The sequence below is a fragment of the Nocardia sp. PE-7 genome (genome assembly GCF_030486425.1).
GTDB classification, from domain to species: domain Bacteria; phylum Actinomycetota; class Actinomycetes; order Mycobacteriales; family Mycobacteriaceae; genus Nocardia; species Nocardia salmonicida_A.
Map to the genome: position 1 here is coordinate 6,830,047 of NZ_CP129614.1, position 17,401 is coordinate 6,847,447.

At 66.1% G+C, this 17,401-nt stretch carries 17 protein-coding genes; 6 read left to right on the forward strand and 11 right to left on the reverse strand.

Translation table 11 applies throughout. The annotated features are described in order from the left end of the window. Window positions 1-13: 13 nt before the first annotated feature. The 4 genes from QX204_RS31960 to QX204_RS31975 all read left to right on the forward strand — a co-directional run bounded on the left by QX204_RS31960 (window position 14) and on the right by QX204_RS31975 (window position 3,069). Window positions 14-715, forward strand: coding sequence for a hypothetical protein (locus QX204_RS31960; protein WP_301904170.1), 702 nt, complete (start codon window positions 14-16; stop codon window positions 713-715). Further along, window positions 712-1,929 (forward strand): L-2-hydroxyglutarate dehydrogenase, encoded by a 1,218-nt coding sequence (gene lhgO / locus QX204_RS31965; RefSeq protein WP_301904171.1) that lies wholly within the window; start codon window positions 712-714, stop codon window positions 1,927-1,929. The genes QX204_RS31960 and lhgO overlap by 4 nt, the downstream gene beginning before the upstream one ends. 71 nt (window positions 1,930-2,000) lie before the next feature. After that, window positions 2,001-2,474, forward strand: coding sequence for an SRPBCC family protein (locus tag QX204_RS31970; protein WP_301904172.1), 474 nt, complete (start codon window positions 2,001-2,003; stop codon window positions 2,472-2,474). Window positions 2,475-2,484: 10 nt separating this feature from the next. After that, window positions 2,485-3,069, forward strand: coding sequence for a ribonuclease H family protein (locus QX204_RS31975; protein ID WP_301904173.1), 585 nt, complete (start codon window positions 2,485-2,487; stop codon window positions 3,067-3,069). Between the two features lie 92 nt (window positions 3,070-3,161). Here the strand turns inward: QX204_RS31975 and QX204_RS31980 are convergent, their stop codons facing one another. From QX204_RS31980 to QX204_RS32020, 9 genes are all read right to left on the reverse strand, one after another. After that, complete coding sequence (locus tag QX204_RS31980) at window positions 3,162-3,929, reverse strand: hypothetical protein (RefSeq protein WP_301904174.1); 768 nt, start codon at window positions 3,927-3,929, stop codon at window positions 3,162-3,164. Between the two features lie 129 nt (window positions 3,930-4,058). Continuing rightward, window positions 4,059-5,237, reverse strand: a complete 1,179-nt coding sequence (locus QX204_RS31985; RefSeq protein WP_301904176.1) for an MlaD family protein — start codon at window positions 5,235-5,237, stop codon at window positions 4,059-4,061. Beyond that, window positions 5,234-6,325, reverse strand: a complete 1,092-nt coding sequence (locus tag QX204_RS31990) for an MCE family protein (protein WP_301904177.1) — start codon at window positions 6,323-6,325, stop codon at window positions 5,234-5,236. The genes QX204_RS31985 and QX204_RS31990 overlap by 4 nt, the downstream gene beginning before the upstream one ends. Before the next feature lie 8 nt (window positions 6,326-6,333). Beyond that, window positions 6,334-7,434: an MCE family protein gene (locus QX204_RS31995; protein ID WP_301904178.1), complete on the reverse strand. Its 1,101-nt coding sequence runs from the start codon at window positions 7,432-7,434 to the stop codon at window positions 6,334-6,336. Beyond that, window positions 7,431-8,426 (reverse strand): MCE family protein, encoded by a 996-nt coding sequence (locus tag QX204_RS32000; RefSeq protein ID WP_301904179.1) that lies wholly within the window; start codon window positions 8,424-8,426, stop codon window positions 7,431-7,433. The genes QX204_RS31995 and QX204_RS32000 overlap by 4 nt, the downstream gene beginning before the upstream one ends. Then, window positions 8,423-9,448: an MCE family protein gene (locus QX204_RS32005; protein WP_301904180.1), complete on the reverse strand. Its 1,026-nt coding sequence runs from the start codon at window positions 9,446-9,448 to the stop codon at window positions 8,423-8,425. The genes QX204_RS32000 and QX204_RS32005 overlap by 4 nt, the downstream gene beginning before the upstream one ends. Next, the gene (locus QX204_RS32010) at window positions 9,445-10,944 is read right to left on the reverse strand and encodes an MlaD family protein (protein WP_301904181.1); all 1,500 of its coding nucleotides are present in this window, start codon (window positions 10,942-10,944) and stop codon (window positions 9,445-9,447) included. Before QX204_RS32010 ends, QX204_RS32005 begins: the two co-directional genes overlap by 4 nt. Window positions 10,945-10,951: 7 nt before the next feature. Then, window positions 10,952-11,815: an MlaE family ABC transporter permease gene (locus QX204_RS32015; protein ID WP_301904182.1), complete on the reverse strand. Its 864-nt coding sequence runs from the start codon at window positions 11,813-11,815 to the stop codon at window positions 10,952-10,954. Window positions 11,816-11,818: 3 nt separating this feature from the next. Then, on the reverse strand, window positions 11,819-12,673 hold the full coding sequence (locus QX204_RS32020) for an MlaE family ABC transporter permease (protein WP_056822844.1): 855 nt from the start codon (window positions 12,671-12,673) through the stop codon (window positions 11,819-11,821). A 488-nt stretch (window positions 12,674-13,161) separates the two neighbouring features. Between QX204_RS32020 and QX204_RS32025 the strand changes: the two genes are divergently transcribed. Further along, on the forward strand, window positions 13,162-13,830 hold the full coding sequence (locus QX204_RS32025) for a S1 family peptidase (RefSeq protein ID WP_301904184.1): 669 nt from the start codon (window positions 13,162-13,164) through the stop codon (window positions 13,828-13,830). Between the two features lie 65 nt (window positions 13,831-13,895). On the opposite strand, the gene QX204_RS32030 is transcribed toward QX204_RS32025, so the two are convergent. Together QX204_RS32030 and QX204_RS32035 are read right to left on the reverse strand one after the other, a co-directional pair. Continuing rightward, the gene (locus QX204_RS32030) at window positions 13,896-15,353 is read right to left on the reverse strand and encodes an MFS transporter (RefSeq protein WP_301904185.1); all 1,458 of its coding nucleotides are present in this window, start codon (window positions 15,351-15,353) and stop codon (window positions 13,896-13,898) included. A 37-nt stretch (window positions 15,354-15,390) separates the two neighbouring features. Further along, window positions 15,391-16,008: an LppU family putative lipoprotein gene (locus tag QX204_RS32035; RefSeq protein WP_301904187.1), complete on the reverse strand. Its 618-nt coding sequence runs from the start codon at window positions 16,006-16,008 to the stop codon at window positions 15,391-15,393. A gap of 231 nt (window positions 16,009-16,239) precedes the next feature. Here QX204_RS32035 and QX204_RS32040 point away from each other — a divergent pair, with 231 nt between their 5' ends. Next, window positions 16,240-17,400, forward strand: a complete 1,161-nt coding sequence (locus QX204_RS32040; RefSeq protein ID WP_301908185.1) for a serine hydrolase domain-containing protein — start codon at window positions 16,240-16,242, stop codon at window positions 17,398-17,400. Window position 17,401 lies beyond the last annotated feature (1 nt).

Here is a 17,401-nt window from a genome sequence, read left to right on the forward strand (position 1 = left end):
AGGGAACCGCATCGTGACCGCACATCGGCCTGCTCAGATCGTGCGCCTGTCCGCGATCGTGATCTCCGGCGCAGCCAGCCTCTGCCTCACCTTCGCCGCGGGCGCCTACATCGTCAATCACATGCCCGAACTCGGCCCGGCACCCGCGCACGATCAGGCGGAACCGGCCGTGACGCCGAACCCCGGCCATCCTCGACCCTTCTCGGTCGAGGACTCCGCACCACGCGCCGGCGTCGAGTTGGCCATGTCCTTCCGGGCGCCGACGCTGACCACCGAGCGCTCGGAACCCGCCGCCACGCGCACTCCGATCACTGCCCAGCAGTCCGGAGTCGGTGCGCGACCGGACAATTCGCCGCTGACCGGACGGGTGGGGATCGGCGGCACCTATGTCGGCGCGCAGGTGGCACCGCCGCGCAGCGACAGCGTGTCGTTCACCGTGGACACGAATCTCGTGACGGTGGCGGCGAAATACCTCGGCTTGACCGTCGATCCGGCCGCGGTGACCGCGTTGTACACCGAATTCGACGCACGCCGTGGCGAATTGGTGTTCGTGCTGTCGGACCCCGGCCTCGGCAGCCACACGCTGCGGGTCGAGGGAACCGGCACCGAACCGGCCGAGACCACCAGCACTGCCACGGAATCGGCCGACGACGACAACGACGCCGAGGCACCCCGGTCCTCGACCGAGGACACCCCGGCTACCGTCGGCGTGTGACTCCTCACGGCACCTCGAGCGGTGCGTACGACTTCTGCGTGATCGGCGGCGGCATCGTCGGCGTGGCCACCGCGCACCGGCTGCTGACCGAGTATCCCGACGCGAGCCTGGTCCTGATCGAGAAGGAAGCCTCACTCGGCGCGCATCAGACCGGGCACAACAGCGGCGTCATCCACTCCGGGATCTATTACCCCCCGGACAGTTTGAAGGCACGGCTGTGCCGGGCCGGTGCGCGGTGGACGAAGGAATTCGCCGCGGCCCACGACATTCCGTTCCGTGAATGCGGAAAGTTGCTGGTAGCCACCGATTTCGCCGAACACGAGCGGATGCTCGCGCTCTACGAGCGCTCGATCGCCAACGGTGTGGAGGTCGAGGCGATCGATGCGGCCGAGCTGAGGCGGCGCGAACCACGGATCAGCGGTGTCGGCGCGCTGTTCGTGCCGGCCACCGGCATCATCGACTACACCGAGATCACCGCCGCGCTCGCCGCCGAGGTCGAGGCGATGGGCGGGGAGATCCGGCTCGGTACCGCTGTCGACGCGATCACCGAGAACGTCTCGGCTGTCACGATTTCGGGCCCGAGTGGCTCGGTCACCGCGGGCACGCTGATCGTCTGCGCGGGCTTGCAAGCCGACCGGATGGCGCGAAAGGCCGGGATTGACACCGATTTTCGGATCGTGCCGTTCCGCGGCGAGTACTACCGACTCCCCGCCGAGCGCGCTGATCTGGTGCGCACACTGATCTATCCGGTGCCCGACCCCGCGCTGCCGTTCCTCGGCGTACACCTGAGTCCCACCATCGACGGCGAACTCACCGTCGGCCCGAACGCGGTTCTCGGCCTGTCGCGGGAGGGCTACCGCAAGGGCAGCGTGAACCGACGCGACGCCCTCGACGTGCTGAGCTTCGCCGGCGTGCGCCGGGTGGCCCGCGACCATCTCGCCACCGGGGTGCGCGAGCTCCGCAATTCGGTGTTCAAGCGCGGCTACCTCGCCGAATGCCGCAAGTACTGCCCCGAACTCACCACCGACGATCTGCTCCCGCACCGCGCGGGCATCAGGGCCCAGGCGGTGCTGCGCGACGGAACGCTGGTGCACGACTTCCTCATCGAACGCACGCCCCGCTCGATCCACGTACTCAACGCGCCCTCCCCGGCCGCCACGTCGGCGATGCCGATCGCGCGATACCTGGTCGAACAACTCTATTCCGCTAAATAAACCGGAGATTTGTAGTACTTTTGGCTCCTGTACGCGTGGGCGAGGAAACCCATCCGGATCAGGGAGGGCCGATGGGCCACATCAGGTTTGCGAGTGACGTCGGCGCGACGGTAGACGCCGCCTTCGCCTATACCGAGGATTTCCGCCACGGGCAGCAGTGGATGTTCGGCGTCACCGAGGTGACGCCGCTCGGCGAACCGGATCAGGGACTCGGTGCCGCTTTCACGGTAAAAGTCCGGTTGTTCGGCGTGATTCCACTGCGAACATCGGTGGAGATCACCGAATATCGGCGCAATGCCGTCATCGGGTATACCCTGCGTGGGCGGGTATACGGAACCGTTACCCTACGCTTCGATCCACTCGGCTACGAACGGTCCGTACTGACCTCCGAAGCCGACTATCCACCACCACGCGGCATGTTCGGCCGCCTGTGCCACGGCCTCGTCGACGCGGCCGCGAAATCGGCACTGCGCCGAACGGAATCGCGGTTGCGAAGGGAGATAGAGGCATTCCACGGTACCGATCTTGTCGGCCGCATCGCCTAGGGTGGCGGTCATGATCATCGTGAGCACCGACGGGTCCTGCCTGCGCAATCCCGGTGGTGCCATCGGCTGGGCATGGGTGAATCATTCCGGACCCGCGAACAGCGGCGGTGCCGCCAGCGGCACCAACCAGATCGCCGAACTCCGCGGCGTGCTGGAAGCCATCCTCGCCCACCCCGGCGCCGAACCGATGCTCATCGAGAGCGACTCCCAGTACGCCATCAAGTGCGCCTCGGAGTGGATCACCAGCTGGCGACGCAACGGCTGGCGCACCTCCACCGGCGGCGCGGTGAAGAACGTAGAGATCATCAAGCAGATCGACCGGGCCATCACCGGCCGCGAAGGGCCGGTGCGTTTCCGCTGGGTGCGCGGGCACGTGGGCAACTACTTCAACGAACAGGCCGACAAGCTGGCAGGCGAGGCCGCACGGGCAGTCCGCGACAACCCGGCTCTCGGACGCGAGGCCGCGCCCGTCGAGCGAGAACAACCGAGGCTTCGGCGCCGAGAACCCACGGTGCCCGCCCCCACGAACACGGTCTCCACAGGGAAGTCGGTCGCAGCTGACGCGCCGGTGGCAGGGACTCTCACCCTGTTCTAGGTGCGGTGCGACCGGAGTGGGACCGGACACCGAAACGCCGCGGGCAATGAATCTGCCCGCGGCGTTTCGGTTGGCTCAGTTCTCTGACGTGCTCAGTTCCCGGGTGTCGGGGCGGGCGCCGGCGCGGGGGCCGGAGCCGGAACTGCCTGACCGGGAGCCGTGCCGCCACCGGCCGCGGCGCCGCCGCCGTTCTTGAGCAGCGGCGAGTCCAGCTTGCTGACCAGCCACTTGTCGCCGGAGCGCTCGAGGCTCATCTCGATCGCGAACATCATCCGATCGGGCTGGGTCTGGGTGAAGTTGGTGCGGTACTGGGTCATGGTGACCATGGCCTTGACGTCGTCGGTGCTGCCCGACATGTACGCGCACTGCACGTCTTCGCCGGTCGACTTGACCTGGGCCTGCACCATGGCGCCCTTGAGCGCCTCGCTGGCATCGCTGAACTCCTTGAGGTAGTCGCCGGTGGCGCCCGCCTTCATCGACGCGATATAGCCGTCGAGATCCTTGGAGTAGTCGTAGTTGGCCAGGATGGCGCCGTAATCGCAGGCTGCCTTGGTGGACTCGGCGATTGCGTCGAGCTTTTCGGCCTTGTTGTTGTTCTGCAGAAAGAACACCACACCCGCGGTGATCGCGCCGACCGCGACCACACCGGCCACACCAGCGGCGATCCAGCCCGTCGAGCTCGATGTCGCGCTCGGGGCAGCGGCCGGAGCCGACGCCTCGCTCACGGTCTGCGCCTTGACAGTCGGCTGATCGACCTCGGGAGTCGCCGCCGCACCCTTCACGGTGTCGTCGGTCTTCGCCAGATCGGGCTTGTCTGCCGCGGCGGCATCGGACTTGCTCTGGGCATCGTCGCTGGTCATCGAATCAATCCTGCTCTTTCCCGGCGCACATGATCGCACCGATTTCCGATTGTGGTCCGTGAGCCGGGCCACACGTCTTCCCCGCGAGTATGCCCGGTCAAGCTGTGAACAGCCTGGCCGGGCACCATCTCACTTGGCGGGAATAGGTGTCCGCTCCTTCGGGTCGACACCGGGCGGCATCTGCGCGCCGTTGTTGGGCACGTTCGGGCGCGGGGCGTTGGCCGAACCACGGATCTGCAGGTCAGAGGTCGGGTTGGTGCAGTAATTCCACTTCGGAATGCTGCCGTCCTGAACCTCTTCGTTGCGCCGGTACTCGGTCTCGTAGTAACACGTCGGACGTGGCCAGATATCGAGGATGGTGTGGAATTCGCCTTCGTGGGCCGGGGCGCCGATCGACCCGAGGCCCAGTGCCAGCGACGGGAACAGCAGTCGCAGGGCGGGCTGACGCAACTGCGCCGCCTTGGTGATGGCCACGAAGTTGGCCGCCAGCGAGCTGATCGGATCGGCCGTCGCGTCCAGCACCGCGCCGAGGGATTCGAACTGAGCGGGCGCGTTGTCGAGCACTCCCTGCAGCTCGGCGTTGGCGTTGTTGAACTGGGTGAGCAAAGCGCCCGAATTACTGGTGAGCGTCTGCAGATCCGGCTGGGCGTTCGAGGTGGTCTCGGCGATCACCCGCAGGTTGGCGATGAGGTTCACCGTCTGCGGAAGCAGGTTGTCCAGACCGGCGACCACCAGGCTGACGCCGTTGATCAGGCCGCGCAGCTGGTCGGGACCGGCACCGAGCGCGATGTCGAGCTCGTCGAGGATCACGTCGAACTGCTTCGGATTCACCTGGGCGATCAGCGCGCTCGTATCGTCGAGCACGGCCCACACCGGAACCGGCGTCTGGATCTGCTCCGGGCTGTACTTGATCACCGCACCGTCACCGAGGAACGGGCCGACATCGCTCTTCGGACGGAAGTCGATGTACTGCTCGCCCGCCGCCGACAGCGCCGCCACCTGGATCATGGTGTCGACCGGGATCTTGAAATCCTTGTCGATCTGCGTCTTGGCGGCGATCGCCTCGCCGTCGTTGATCAGTTCGATCGAGGTGACCTTGCCGATCCGGAAACCACGCATGGTCACGTCGTTGCCCGGCTGCAGACCACCGGAGCGATCCAGGTTCACGGTGACGTCGTACTCGGATCGCAGCGGATTGACTCGCATCACGTTGACCAGCAGGTACGTCCCGCCGATCAACAGCACGAGTACGAGCGCGCTGTTGGCCAGCAGAATCTTGCTGCCGGCGAACTTCTTCAGCCTGCTCATCGGTGGCCTCCCACTCGGCCCTGAACGATCTGCAGCACCTGGATGAAGCTGCCGACGAAATCGTTCACATCTTTCAAGTCCCAGAGCTTGCTGTTCGCCGGGTCGGTCAGCGCGCCCACATCGAGGTTGGTCAGCGTCGCGTACGGCGCCAGGCCCTTACCCTTGAACGTCTGGTTGACGCCGGGGCGGATCGCTATCAACTGATCCATCACATAGCCGAAGTCGTTGCCGGTCGCGGCCAGCGCGTTCATCAGGTTGTCGAGATTGGTCAGCAGGTCGGAGAGCTGATCACCGGTGGTGTTGGAGTAGTCGCCGATGGCGGCGGTGGCCGTGGCCAGCTTGGTGAGCAGGTCACCGATCGCCTTGTTGTTCTCGGCGATCGCACCGATGGCCTGGGGCAGGGTGTCGGCCACCTGGCCGAGCTGACCCTTGTTGGCCTCGATGGTGTTGGCGAGGGTGTTGAACTCCGTCAGCACCGAGTCGACCTTGGTGCTGTTGTTGTTCAACTCGCCGATGACGCCGGTCATCTCGTAGATCAGATGGCCGAGTTCACCGCCGTGCCCGTTCAGGATGGAGCCGAGTTCGGTTCCGAGCCTGCTCAGGCTGGCGACGCCGCCGCCGTTGAACAGCATCGACACCGAGACCAGCAGCTCTTCCACCGTGGCGCCCGCCGACGTGGCTTCCAGGGTGAAGGTGTCACCCGCGGCCATGTCGGGCGCGCCCGCGGTGGCGTTCTTCGGGCTGCTCAGCGCGATGAAGACGTCACCGAGGGGAGTGGCCTGGCGCAACTCCGCGGTACTGCCCTTCGGCAGCTTGTAATCGACGTTGATCTCCATGTCGACCATGGCCTCGAAGTTCTTGGTCGTGATCGACGACACGACGCCGACATCGGAACCACCGACCTTCACCTTGGCCTGATCGGGCAGGTTCAGGGCGTTCTCGAACTTCGCGTGCAGCGTGTAGGTCTCGCCGCCGGTGCCCGGCTTGGGCAACGGCAGATCCTCCACGGTGAAGCCACAGCCGGTCGTGATCGCGACCGTGGCCAATGCGGCTGCGGAGAGCAGCGCGCGGCGGGCCTTCATCGTCATTCGTCGGTTCATTTCGTCAGTCCGAGCAGTGCGGCGGTGAGCCCGTAGTCGGGGCCGAAGTCCTGGACGTTTCCGGTGCGGCAACCATCGGCCCGCATCTGGATCCGCTCACAGAACACGCTGACGATCTCACCCGACAGCGCGGTACCGATCAGGCCTTGCAAGCGGACGAAGCCCTTTTCCTTGTTGATGGCGCCGTCGATGTTCTGCATGAGCAGCGGCACCACGTCGACGATCTCGACCATCGCGCCGGAGTTGGCACGCAGCTGGTTGGTGACCGTGGTCAGGCCCGTCAGCGAGGCGGCCAGTTCTTCCTGATGCCCGGCGAAGGTCGTCGAGGTGTTGCTCAGGAACTGGTTGAGCTGGTCGAGGGTGGCCTGCAGACCGGGGGCCTGGTCGGCGAGCAGTCCCGACATGGCGGTCACCCGGTCGCTGAAGTCGCGCACCGACTGATCGTTGTCGGCCAGCATCGTCGTGAGCTCGTTGAGCTTGATGATGATGTTGGAGATGGCGTCCTTGTTGTCGACGCCGACCTTCAACGCACCCGAGAGCGCGTCGAGGGTTTCCCTGATCTTCTGGCCGTTGCCGTTGAGCACCGGGTAGAGCACCCGGCCCGACAGCGGGCCGAGACCTTCCTGGCCGGGTTCGGGCTTGAGGGCCGCGGCGAACTGGTCGATGGTCTTGATCATCGTGTCCAGCTCGACCGGCGTCCTGGTCCGCGCCTTGGGCAGGTGATCGCCGGACTTCAAGGTCTCACCGCCGGTGAAGGGCGGGCTCACCTCGATGTGGCGGTCGGTGACGATCGAGGGCGAGATGATCGCCGCGATCGCGTCTTTCGGGATCTTGACGCCCGAGTCGATGGTCATGTGGACCTCGACGTAGGTGCCCTTGGGCACGATCTTGTCGACCTTGCCCACCGCGAGGCCGAGGACCATGATCTCGTTGCCCTCGTACATGCCCGCGATGTTCTCGAAGTCGGCGGTGATCTTGGTCGAGCGGCCGAGCGCGTCGTCGAACTGGCTCGGCAGCAGCGAGCAGCTACCGAGGGCCAGCGCGGTGGTGGCGATCATCATCGTCCGCGCGATGCGGAGTTTGTTGGTCAGTTTCATCCTTGGCACCCCTGGATCACCTGAACGAAGCACAGCCAGTTGTCGGGGAACAACCACGGCAGGCCGACCGAGCCGTAGTTGCCGTTGCCGAGGGCGTTGTTGAAGTAACGCGCCGTCGGCTGTCCGATCTGCAGCAGCTTGTCGAGATTGTCCTTGTTCTTCTGCAGGCCCTCGGCCATGGTGTTGAGCTGGCCGATGGTGCCGCCGAACTGGTCACCGTTCTGCGCGCCGATCTCCTCCAGCTGACGGGTCAGCGTGGCGACATTGTCGAGCAGCTGGCGCAGCAGACTCTGCCGCTCCATCACCCGGTTGGCGATGGCCTCACCCTGGGTGATGACGAGCAGGATCGAGTTGCGGTTGTCGGCGAGCAGCTGCGTGACCCGGTTGAGGTCCTTGATCAGGCTGTCGACCTCGCCCTTGCGCTGGTCCACCACCTTGGCGACCGCGCCGACGCTGTCGAGCGCCTGGGCCACCAGCTCCGGCGAATCACCGAGCTGGGAGTTGATGGTGTTGAGCGAGGCGGCGAGCTTCTTGGTGTCGAGCGCCTCGAACTTCGGCGTACCGACCTGCACCACATCGGCGATGTTGTACGGCACGTCGGTGTTGCTGCGCGGGATCGTCTTGTCCTTCAGACCCGATCCGTCGCCGGGCTGAAGGTCGACGTAGCGCGCGCCGAGCAGGGTCGCCATCTTGATCGCGGCGTGCGCGTCGGGACCGAGCTTGAGCGAGCTGTCCACGTCGAGGGTTACCACCACGTGATCGCCCTCGATCTTGGCGCCGGAGACCGTGCCGACCTGCACACCGGAGACCGCGACCTTGTCGCCGGTCTTGATGCCCGCGGCCTGCACGAACTCCGCGTCGATGGACTGCTTTCCGAGCCCGATGAACTGGTAGATGGTCGAACCGACCAGCAGCAACACGATGCACAGCGCACCGATCACACCCAGCCAGAAGTTGCGGTTGCCGGCGAAGGCTGACCTGATCTTGCTCATCTGCACACCTCGGAATGGCTGTTGCCACCGATCTGGCTGAACAGACCGCGCGGGAAGAGGACCCCGTACAGCGAAACGTCCAGGCCACACAGGTAGGCGTTGGCGTGAGTGCCTTCCGACGCCATCCGGCCGAGGTCGGCGAGCATCGAAGGCATGTCGATCGCGACCCGGTCGAGCTTGGCGCCGTTGGCGAGCAACAGATTCAGCGCCGCGGTGGTCGAGTTCTGGGTCGCGGCCAGCTTGGGCTGGATCTTGGTCATCATCCCGACCAGCGCGGTCGTCGAATCGGCGAGGGTGACCGTGGAAGCCTGCAGCGACTGTCCCTGGTCGTAGAGCCCACCGATCAGCGCCCTGGTCTGGGTAATCAGGGTCTCCAATTCGTCCCCTCGCTTTGCCAACCCGGCCATCACACCGGACAGGTTGGTGATCACGTCCGACAGGATCGCGTCACGACGCTGGAAATCGGTGGCCAGCTGGGCAGCCTGGATGATGAAGGCCGACAGCGAAACACCATCGCCCTGCAGCGCCTGGATCAGGGTCTCCGACATCGCGTTGACCTCGGCGGGCTCGAGCGCCTGGAACAGCGGCTGGAAACCGTTGAGCAGGGCCGAGATATCGAACGAGGGCTCGGTGCGATCGAGCGGAATCGTGGAACCGCTCTTGAGCGGCTCCGGACTCGGCGTCGCGCCCGGGGTCAGCGCCACGTAGCGCTGACCGATCAGGTTCTGGTACCTGACCAGCGCCTTGGTGTCGTTGAACAGTGTCTGGTCGCTCTGCACGATGAACGACACCTTCGCGTCGTTCTTGCCGTCGAGCTCGATGGCCTCGACCTTGCCGACGCGCACGCCGGCCATACGGACATCGTCGCCGGGCCGCAGCCCGAGGACATCGGTGAAGATCGCGGTGTACTTGCGGGTGTCACCGTCGACCGTGCGGGCCAGTGTGTTCCACACGACCACGGTGACGAGCAGTGAGACGATCGCGAAGATACTGAACCCGATCAGTGGCTTGCGGATACTCATGCGCCACCCCCGTTTTCGGACACTTGCAGGGTTCCGCCCTTCAAAATCGGACCGAGCAGCAGATATTCGGACGCGTTCGGCTTGCGACCGAGCAGCTGAGTCATCGCCGCGTCACCGGAGTAGGAGATCGGTGTGGCGGCAGGCACCGTCGCCGGAGCGGGCGCCGAGGCCGGAGCGGCCGCGGGAGCGGGCGTACCACCGAGCAGACCGGGCAGACCCGGAACCTGGATCGACGGGACGAGTCCCTCGAGCGGCGTGCCCTGGAACGGCTTGATCTCGGTGCCGTTGGCCGTGTGCATCGGCGAGACGCCGGGACTGGTCAGACCCGGGATGTCGGGCATGCCCGGGATCGACACCAACGGCGGGAGGCCGGCGGCCGAGTCGAGCCTGCGCGGACGCAGGTTGTCCGGAATCGGCGGCAGGGAGACCTCGGCCGGTGCGGTGAAGCAGCTCGGTCCGAGCAGGTCGCCGTAGCGCGGGCAATCGGCGACGGTGTTGGGCTGGTACGGCGTCAGCGTGATGCCGGCGTTCCACACCATCTGCTTGCCGCTCGGGCCACCGTGGAAGGTGGTGTTGAGCTGGGCCAGCGAGGGACCGAAGACCTGGAAGGTCCTGGTGATCGACGCGGGGTCGGCGGCCAGCGCACCGAGGGTGGCGTTCATGCCGACCGTGACTTCCTTGCCCACGTCGGGATTCGACGCGAACAGGTCGTTCACCCGATCGGTGGTGGCGCTCGCACCGGCCAGCAGCGCGATCAGCTGTTCACGCTTGGTGGCGATGGTGTTCGCGGTCTGCACCGAGGAGCCGAGCACATCGAGCAGTTCCGGCGCCGACTGGTTCAGCGCGTGCGCGGAGTCGGAGAAGTTGTCCAGCATGCCGCCCAGGTTCGGGCCCGCGTCGGCGACCGTGGTCAGCCAGTGGTCGAGGCGCTGGATGGTCGAGCCGGGAACCCGGCCGCTGCCGTCGAGGGCCTGGGTGAGCGTGCCGAGCACGCGACCGAGCTGGACCGGGTCGACCTCGTCGAGGATGTCGCGCACCGTGGTGAGCGTGTCCTGCAGCGCGATCGTGCCCTGGCTGCGGTCCTCGGGAATCTGCGACCCCTCCTTCAGGTGCTGGCTGTTCGCACCGTTGTAGACCAGTTCCACGGAGGTGACCGCGAACAGGTTGGAGGGCACGACGCGTGCGGTGACGGTGTTCGGAATGCCCTCGGCGAACTCGGGCTTGAGCTCGATGTTCACCTTCTGCTCGGCGCTCTCGCCGATGTCGACGTTCTTCACCACGCCCACGAGCACGCCGCGGAACTTCACGTCGGCGTCCGACGGCAAGCCGTCGCCGGTGGTCGACAGGTTCGCGACCACGTTGACCTTGGGTACGAAGTAGCCCTGGTACCTGGCGGTGAGGAACCCCAGGATGATCACGAAGACGATCAAACCGGCGGTACCTGCCACGTACAACTGCTTCATGGTGGGCCCGCGCCCACTCGGATCGATGATCATCGCGCCCTTACCCCGAGATCCTGATGCCGGGGTTGATGCCCCAGATCGCCAATGTCATGACGAGGTCGGCGAACACGACCAGGATGATGCACATCTTGATCGCGCGGCCGGCCGCGACGCCTACGCCTTCGGGACCGCCCGAGGCGAAGAAGCCGTAGTAGCACTGGATGAACGTCGTGATCATGACGAAGATGATCACCTTGAGCAGCGAGTAGAGCACGTCCGTCGGCACCAGGAATTGGAAGAAGTAGTGCGAGTAGGTGCCTGCCGCGGTACCTCCGATCAACTGCACGGTGACCGAACAGGCCAGGTACGCCGTCGTCAGACCGACCGCGTACAGCGGCACGATCGCCATCACCGCGGCCATCATCCTGGTACTGACCAGGTAGGGCAGCGGGCGGATGGCGATCGACTCGAGTGCGTCGATCTCTTCGGAGATGCGCATCGCGCCCAGCTGTGCGGTGAATCGACAGCCCGCCTGGGCGGCGAAGGCCAATGCCGCCAGCAGCGGGCCGAGCTCGCGGGTGGTGGCGAAGGCCGAGATCGCGCCGGTGATGGGGCTCAACCCGAGCAGGTTCAGCGAGGTGTGGCCCTGAATGGCCACCGTCATACCGCCGAAGGCACTGATGATCAGGATGACGCCGATGGTGCCGCCACCGACGACGATATTGCCGTTACCCCAGGTGACGTCGGAGAGCAGACGCCAGACCTCTTTCGGGTACTGCTTGAAGGCCAGCGGGATGGAACCGACCGAACGTAGGAAGAAGAAGACCTGATGGCCGAGACGGGCGAGCAGGTCGCCGGGCGCCTTGCTGGCCTTCTGTAGCGACCGGATCGGCCGCAGCAGCGGAGGTACGTATGTAGATGACATGGCTCAGACCACCTGTGGGGGGAAGACGGCGGCATAGATCTGGGTGATCGCCACGTTGACACCGAGCAGCATGACGGTGGAGCTGACCACCGCGGAGTTCACCGCGTTGGCGACGCCACCGGGGCCGCCGCGAGCATTGAGGCCGCAGTCGCAGGCGATGATCGAGGCGATCAGACCGAACAGGACCGACTTCAACAGCGCCACCGCGAGGTCGCGGGTCACCGCGAACGAGGCGAAGGTGCTCATGTAGGAGCCGGGCGTACCACCCTGGGCGAAGATGTTGAACATGTAGCCGGTGAGGAAGCCGACGAAGACGACGAAGCCGCAGAGCAGGAAGCTGACCAGCATCGCGCTGCCGAGGCGGGGAGCCACCAGGCGACGGAGCGGGTCGACGCCCATGACCTTCATCGCGTCGATCTCTTCACGGATGGTGCGTGAGCCGAGGTCGGCGCAGATGGCCGAACCGACGGCGCCCGCGATCATCAGCGCGGTGACCAGTGGGGCGCCCTGCTGGATGATGCCGAGGCCGTTGGCCGCACCGATGAACGAGGTGGCACCGACCTGACCCGCGACCGCGCCGACCTGGATCGAGACGATCACCGCGATGGGGATGGCCACCAGCAGCGTCGGCGCCGCGGCGACGCTGGCCATGAACGCGGACTGCCGGACGAACTCATCGAAAGGAAAACGCCGACGGAAGATCGCGACGAACAACTCCGTGATCGCTTCGATACCCATCGTGATCTGTCGACCGAAGGTTTCCAGCGACTTCTTCGGGTGGTCGTCCCAAAGGCCCTTCGTCCAGTCGACAGCCTCGCTGACTCGTGAACGTGTGGGCGGACTCTCGGTCGACTGCACTGCATAACCCCTCTCGACGCCGGACCCTCAACGCTCCGGCGACTTGTTTGCTTGACGCACCTTACTACGGAGTAGCGCAGAACACATCACCGACATGTGAGCGCTGTCATAGATAGAGGTCACTGTCCGAAACGGCTATGAGACCTGCCATGCCGGACCCTACAGCCCATAATTCCAGGGCTCCAGAGATTACGCTCGGAGGTCTTTTCCAACATGGTTTCCCAGTACCGGCGGTCGCGGTAAAGAAATATTGCGGAAGTTTGTCATTCATAACGAACTACACGCCGAATTATCCGAACACATCACGCGAGAAACACGAACGACGCGCTGCGACACGATTCCAATAGGGAATCGCTATGACAACCACTTGGGAAGGCTTGGCCGACTCGGCGGCAAACACACCGGTCCGGGGGCGCGCCCGGGATCGAATACAGGCACGATAGACAGACCGTATTGATATCGTGCGAGCTTCCGACATCTGGAGGGACATGTTCAGCAAACTCGCCAAGGTGGCCAACACCGCCTTCGCCCTTGCCCTCGGTGCAGCACTACTCGGCACCGGCGCGGCCAACGCGCAAGCAGGCCCCCCGGTGATCGGCGGCGGCTCCGGCATCGTGATCGACAACGCGTTCGAGTGCACAGTCACCACGGTCGGCTACGACGGCGCGGGCAGGCTGGTCGGCCTGACCGCGGGCCATTGCGGCGACGCGGGCGCGACGGTCAGCGCCGAGGCGGATCGAGGCTACGGCGAGATCGGCCGTTTCGTGTACAGCAACTCCGAACTCGACTACGCGGTCATCCAGTTCACGCCGGGCCGGATCACCCCGGTCAACCGGATCGGCAACGTCACCATCACCGGCGTCGGCGGACCCGCGCAGTTCCCCACGATCGTCTGTAAGGAAGGCCGGACCACCGGCAATACCTGCGGCATCACCTGGGGCGACGTCTTCGCGACCAATACCGAGACCTGGTCGCAGATGTGCGTGGTCGAGGGCGATTCCGGCGCTCCGGTCGTCGTCGGCTCGACCCTGGTCGGCATGGTCAACGCCTATCTGGCCCTGGCCTGCGTCGGACCCGAGGTCGGCACCAATATGAACTCGATCATGGACGACATGAACGCCCGCGGCGGCGTGGGTTCGGGTTACCGCCCGATCTAGTCCCTCGCCTGTACTCCCCGGATGTCGAGCGGGTCGCGTGGTTGCCCACGCGACCCGCTCCTTTTCTATACGTCGTGTACGGCAAGCGATTTCGGTGCGAGCGCGGGGCCGTCGGCGCCCGCGCAGTGCGGCAGGCAGTCGACGCGTTCGGGCTGCGGCGGCTGACGCGGCACCCGGAGCAGCACCGCCGAGATGCCCGCGCCGATCAGCAGCAGCAGGGCGCACCAGCGCATCGCGGTGTCGAAGCCCGCGGCGAAGGCGACGGGGTCGTCGAACGCACCGGCCAACCCGGCCAGACCGGGCAACGCCGCCACGGCGAGCAGCTGTGCCGTGCGCGCGACGGCGTTGTTCACCCCGGACGCGATACCCGCCTCGCCCTCGCGCACCGCCGCGAGCACCGCGCCCGTCAACGGCGCCACCAGCACCGAAAGCCCCAGACCGAAGACGAACACGCCGGGCAGCACGTCGGTGACGTAGTCCGCGCCGGGTCCGATCCGTTGCAGCGCGAACACCCCGCCCGCGGCCAGCAGCGGACCGATCGTCATCGGAATCCGCGCCCCGTGGCGCTGCGCCCACCGTCCCGCGGGCGCCGAGAGCACCAGCATCAGCAGCGTGACAGGCAATCCCGCGGCGCCCGACGCCATCGGCGAGTAGCCGGCGACCAGCTGCAATTGCAGGACCAGCAGGAAGAAGACGCCGCCGAGCGCGGCGTACACGAGCAATGTCACCAGATTCGCCACCGTGAACATCCGCGAACGGAACAGCGACGGCGGTACCAGCGGATTCGGGCTGCGCAGTTCCACCAGCACGAAACACGCCAACGCGACCACCCCGACCGCCATCAACACGAACCGGGAATCGATGAGTCCGAGAGTGAGAGCACCGAGCGCGAGCGCGACGATCACCGCTCCCGGTACGTCGGTCCGCGCGGACGCCTGTGGATCGCGACTCTCCGGCACGTATTTGAGCGTGACGACGGCGACCACCAGCGCGAGCGGCACATTGAGCAGAAAGATCGCCCGCCAGCCGACGAGATCGATCAATCCACCACCGAGCAGCGGCCCGAACGCACCGGCCACCCCGCCGAGCCCGGACCACAGTCCGATCGCGCTGCCCTGATCGCGCCGATCGATCGACGCCGAGATCAGCGCCAGACTGCCCGGAGTGAGCAGCGCGCCCGCCACGCCCTGCAGCAACCGCGCGCCCACGAGCATCTCGATATTCACCGCGGCGGCACACAACAGCGAGGTGATCGCGAATCCGACGATCCCCCAGACGAAGACGCGACGGCGACCGAGCCGGTCACCGAGCGAACCGCCGAGCAGGATGAACGAGGCGAGGGTGAGGGTGTATCCGTTGACGGTCCACTGCAACCCGGCGACATCGGTATCCAGCGATTCGCCGATGCGTGGCAGCGCCACGGAGACCACGGTGGCGTCCAGCGACGCCATCGACGAGCCGAGGATGGTGGCGAGCAGAATCCACCGACCCGATGCCGAGTTCAGCCGAACCGTCTGTGGCACGACTCCAAACTAGCCGCCACGCACGCTGTTCGTCGGACTACAGGCTCTCCACGCAGACCACGACGCGGCGCTCGGCGTACTTGAAGCCCGAATCGGCGGCGTCGGGGCAATCGTCGACGCTGTCGGAGTTCTTGTTGATCGTGATCACCTTGACCGGTTCGGTCCCGCCCGCGTTGCAGTCGATGCGCTTGGGTTCGTCGCCGCCCACGTCGATGCAGCCGCCGATGACCCAGTCGATGTCGAGGCACAGCGCGCCGGTCTCGATGCCGTTGAGCGTCTCGGCGTAGAAGTTGTCGCGGTCGCCGACGCAGCCGTTGCTGTTCTTGGCCTTGCCGATCACCTTGTAGTTCGACGAGCGGCTACCGCACGCGGCCTTCTCGATGGTCGCGTCGTTGACGGTGCCGCCGAGCGACACGCAATCGCCGATATTGGCCTGGAAGTCGGTCTTGCCGCCCTTGCTCGACGTGGGCGCCGGCTTGCTCGCGGTGGGTTTGCCGGTGGTCTTGCCCGGCTTGGTGGTCGGAGTCGCACTGCTCGTCGCGGGGACGACGTCGATCGCCGGCTGTGCGTGGCCGTCGATGGTGCCTCCGCAACCGGTCGAGACGAAGGCGGTCACGGTGATGGCGATCGCGCCGACGAGCCGGCCGATTGGCAAATCTGCAAACACCTACTGTGAATACACCACCGGAGCTACCCCCGTCGACTCCAACCCGGCGGGTCCTGCCTGCGATACCCTTGGGATTCCGGTCGCCGAGTGCGGCGCGGGGCCCCCGATCGCGTATCAGGAGGTAGCCATGGTGTTTCCGAGGCGAGGTCGTCCGAGCAGTCCACGCACATCGTGAGTAGCAACCCGGCGCCGGTCGGGGATTTCGCAGCCCCACGGCAGATGGTGATCGATCCGCGCTTCATCCGCCTCGCCGATCATTTCTTCGGGATGTTCTCCCAGCCCAGTCGTGGTGGCGGTGAGCTGGCCATCTATCTGGACGGGCGCCCGGTGGTCGATATCTGGGCGGGCTGGGCGGCCAAGGATCTGCGTTGGACCGGCGAGAACATCGCACTCACCTTCTCCACCGGCAAGGGCGTCGCCGCCACCGTGCTGCATCGGGTGGCCGAGCGCGGGCTCATCGACTACGAGGAGCCGGTGGCCACCTACTGGCCGGAGTTCGGGGCACACGGCAAGGACGACATCACCGTGCGTGACGTGCTGTCCCATCGCGCTGGCCTGCATCGGGTACGCGGCCTGGTCCCCGGTCGCGAGGGCATTCTCGACTACGACGCGGTGGTGACCGCCCTCGCCGAGAGCCCGGCCGACCCGCGCCGCATCCGCACCTCGGGCTATCACGCGATCACCTTCGGCTGGTTGGTCGCCGAGATCGTGCAGCGGGTGACCGGTGATCCCTTCACCGAGGTCTTGCGTCGAGAAGTAGCCCAGCCGTTGGGAATCGACGAGTTCTGGTTCCAGGTACCGCCGGGCGAGCGGCACCGGATCGCGAAGATCTTTCCGCACCTGGCGCCGCCGGGGATCCGCTGGAACACCGCGTCGTCGGTGCTGTCGTGGGTGCGGCCCGCACGCGGGCTGGCCGAGGCGGGCATGCCGGAGAGTTTCGACGAACTCGTCCGCGATCCGCGGGTGCACGACGCGGTGATGCCCGGCTGGAACGGTGTGTTCTCGGCACGAGCGCTGGCCAGGATGTACGGGGCGCTCGCCAATGGCGGCCAGGTGGGCGACGTGCGGTTCCTGCGGCCGGAGACGATCGAGACGATCAACCGGACCCAGCAGACCAGCAGCCGCGACTATGTCCTGGGACTACCGCTGCGGTTCACCCTCGGCTACCACCGACCGGTGCTGATGACCAAACATCAGCCGCGAAATGCCTTCGGCCACTACGGGGTCGGCGGGTCGGGGGCCTACGCCGATCCTGATCTCGGGATGTCGATCGCGTTCGTCACCAACCGGCTGGGTGGGGCCGTCACGGCGCTCGGTGACTCGCGGCTGGCCAAGCTGGCGGCGATCGCGCAGGGGACAGTACGCGCGGCACGTAGCTGAT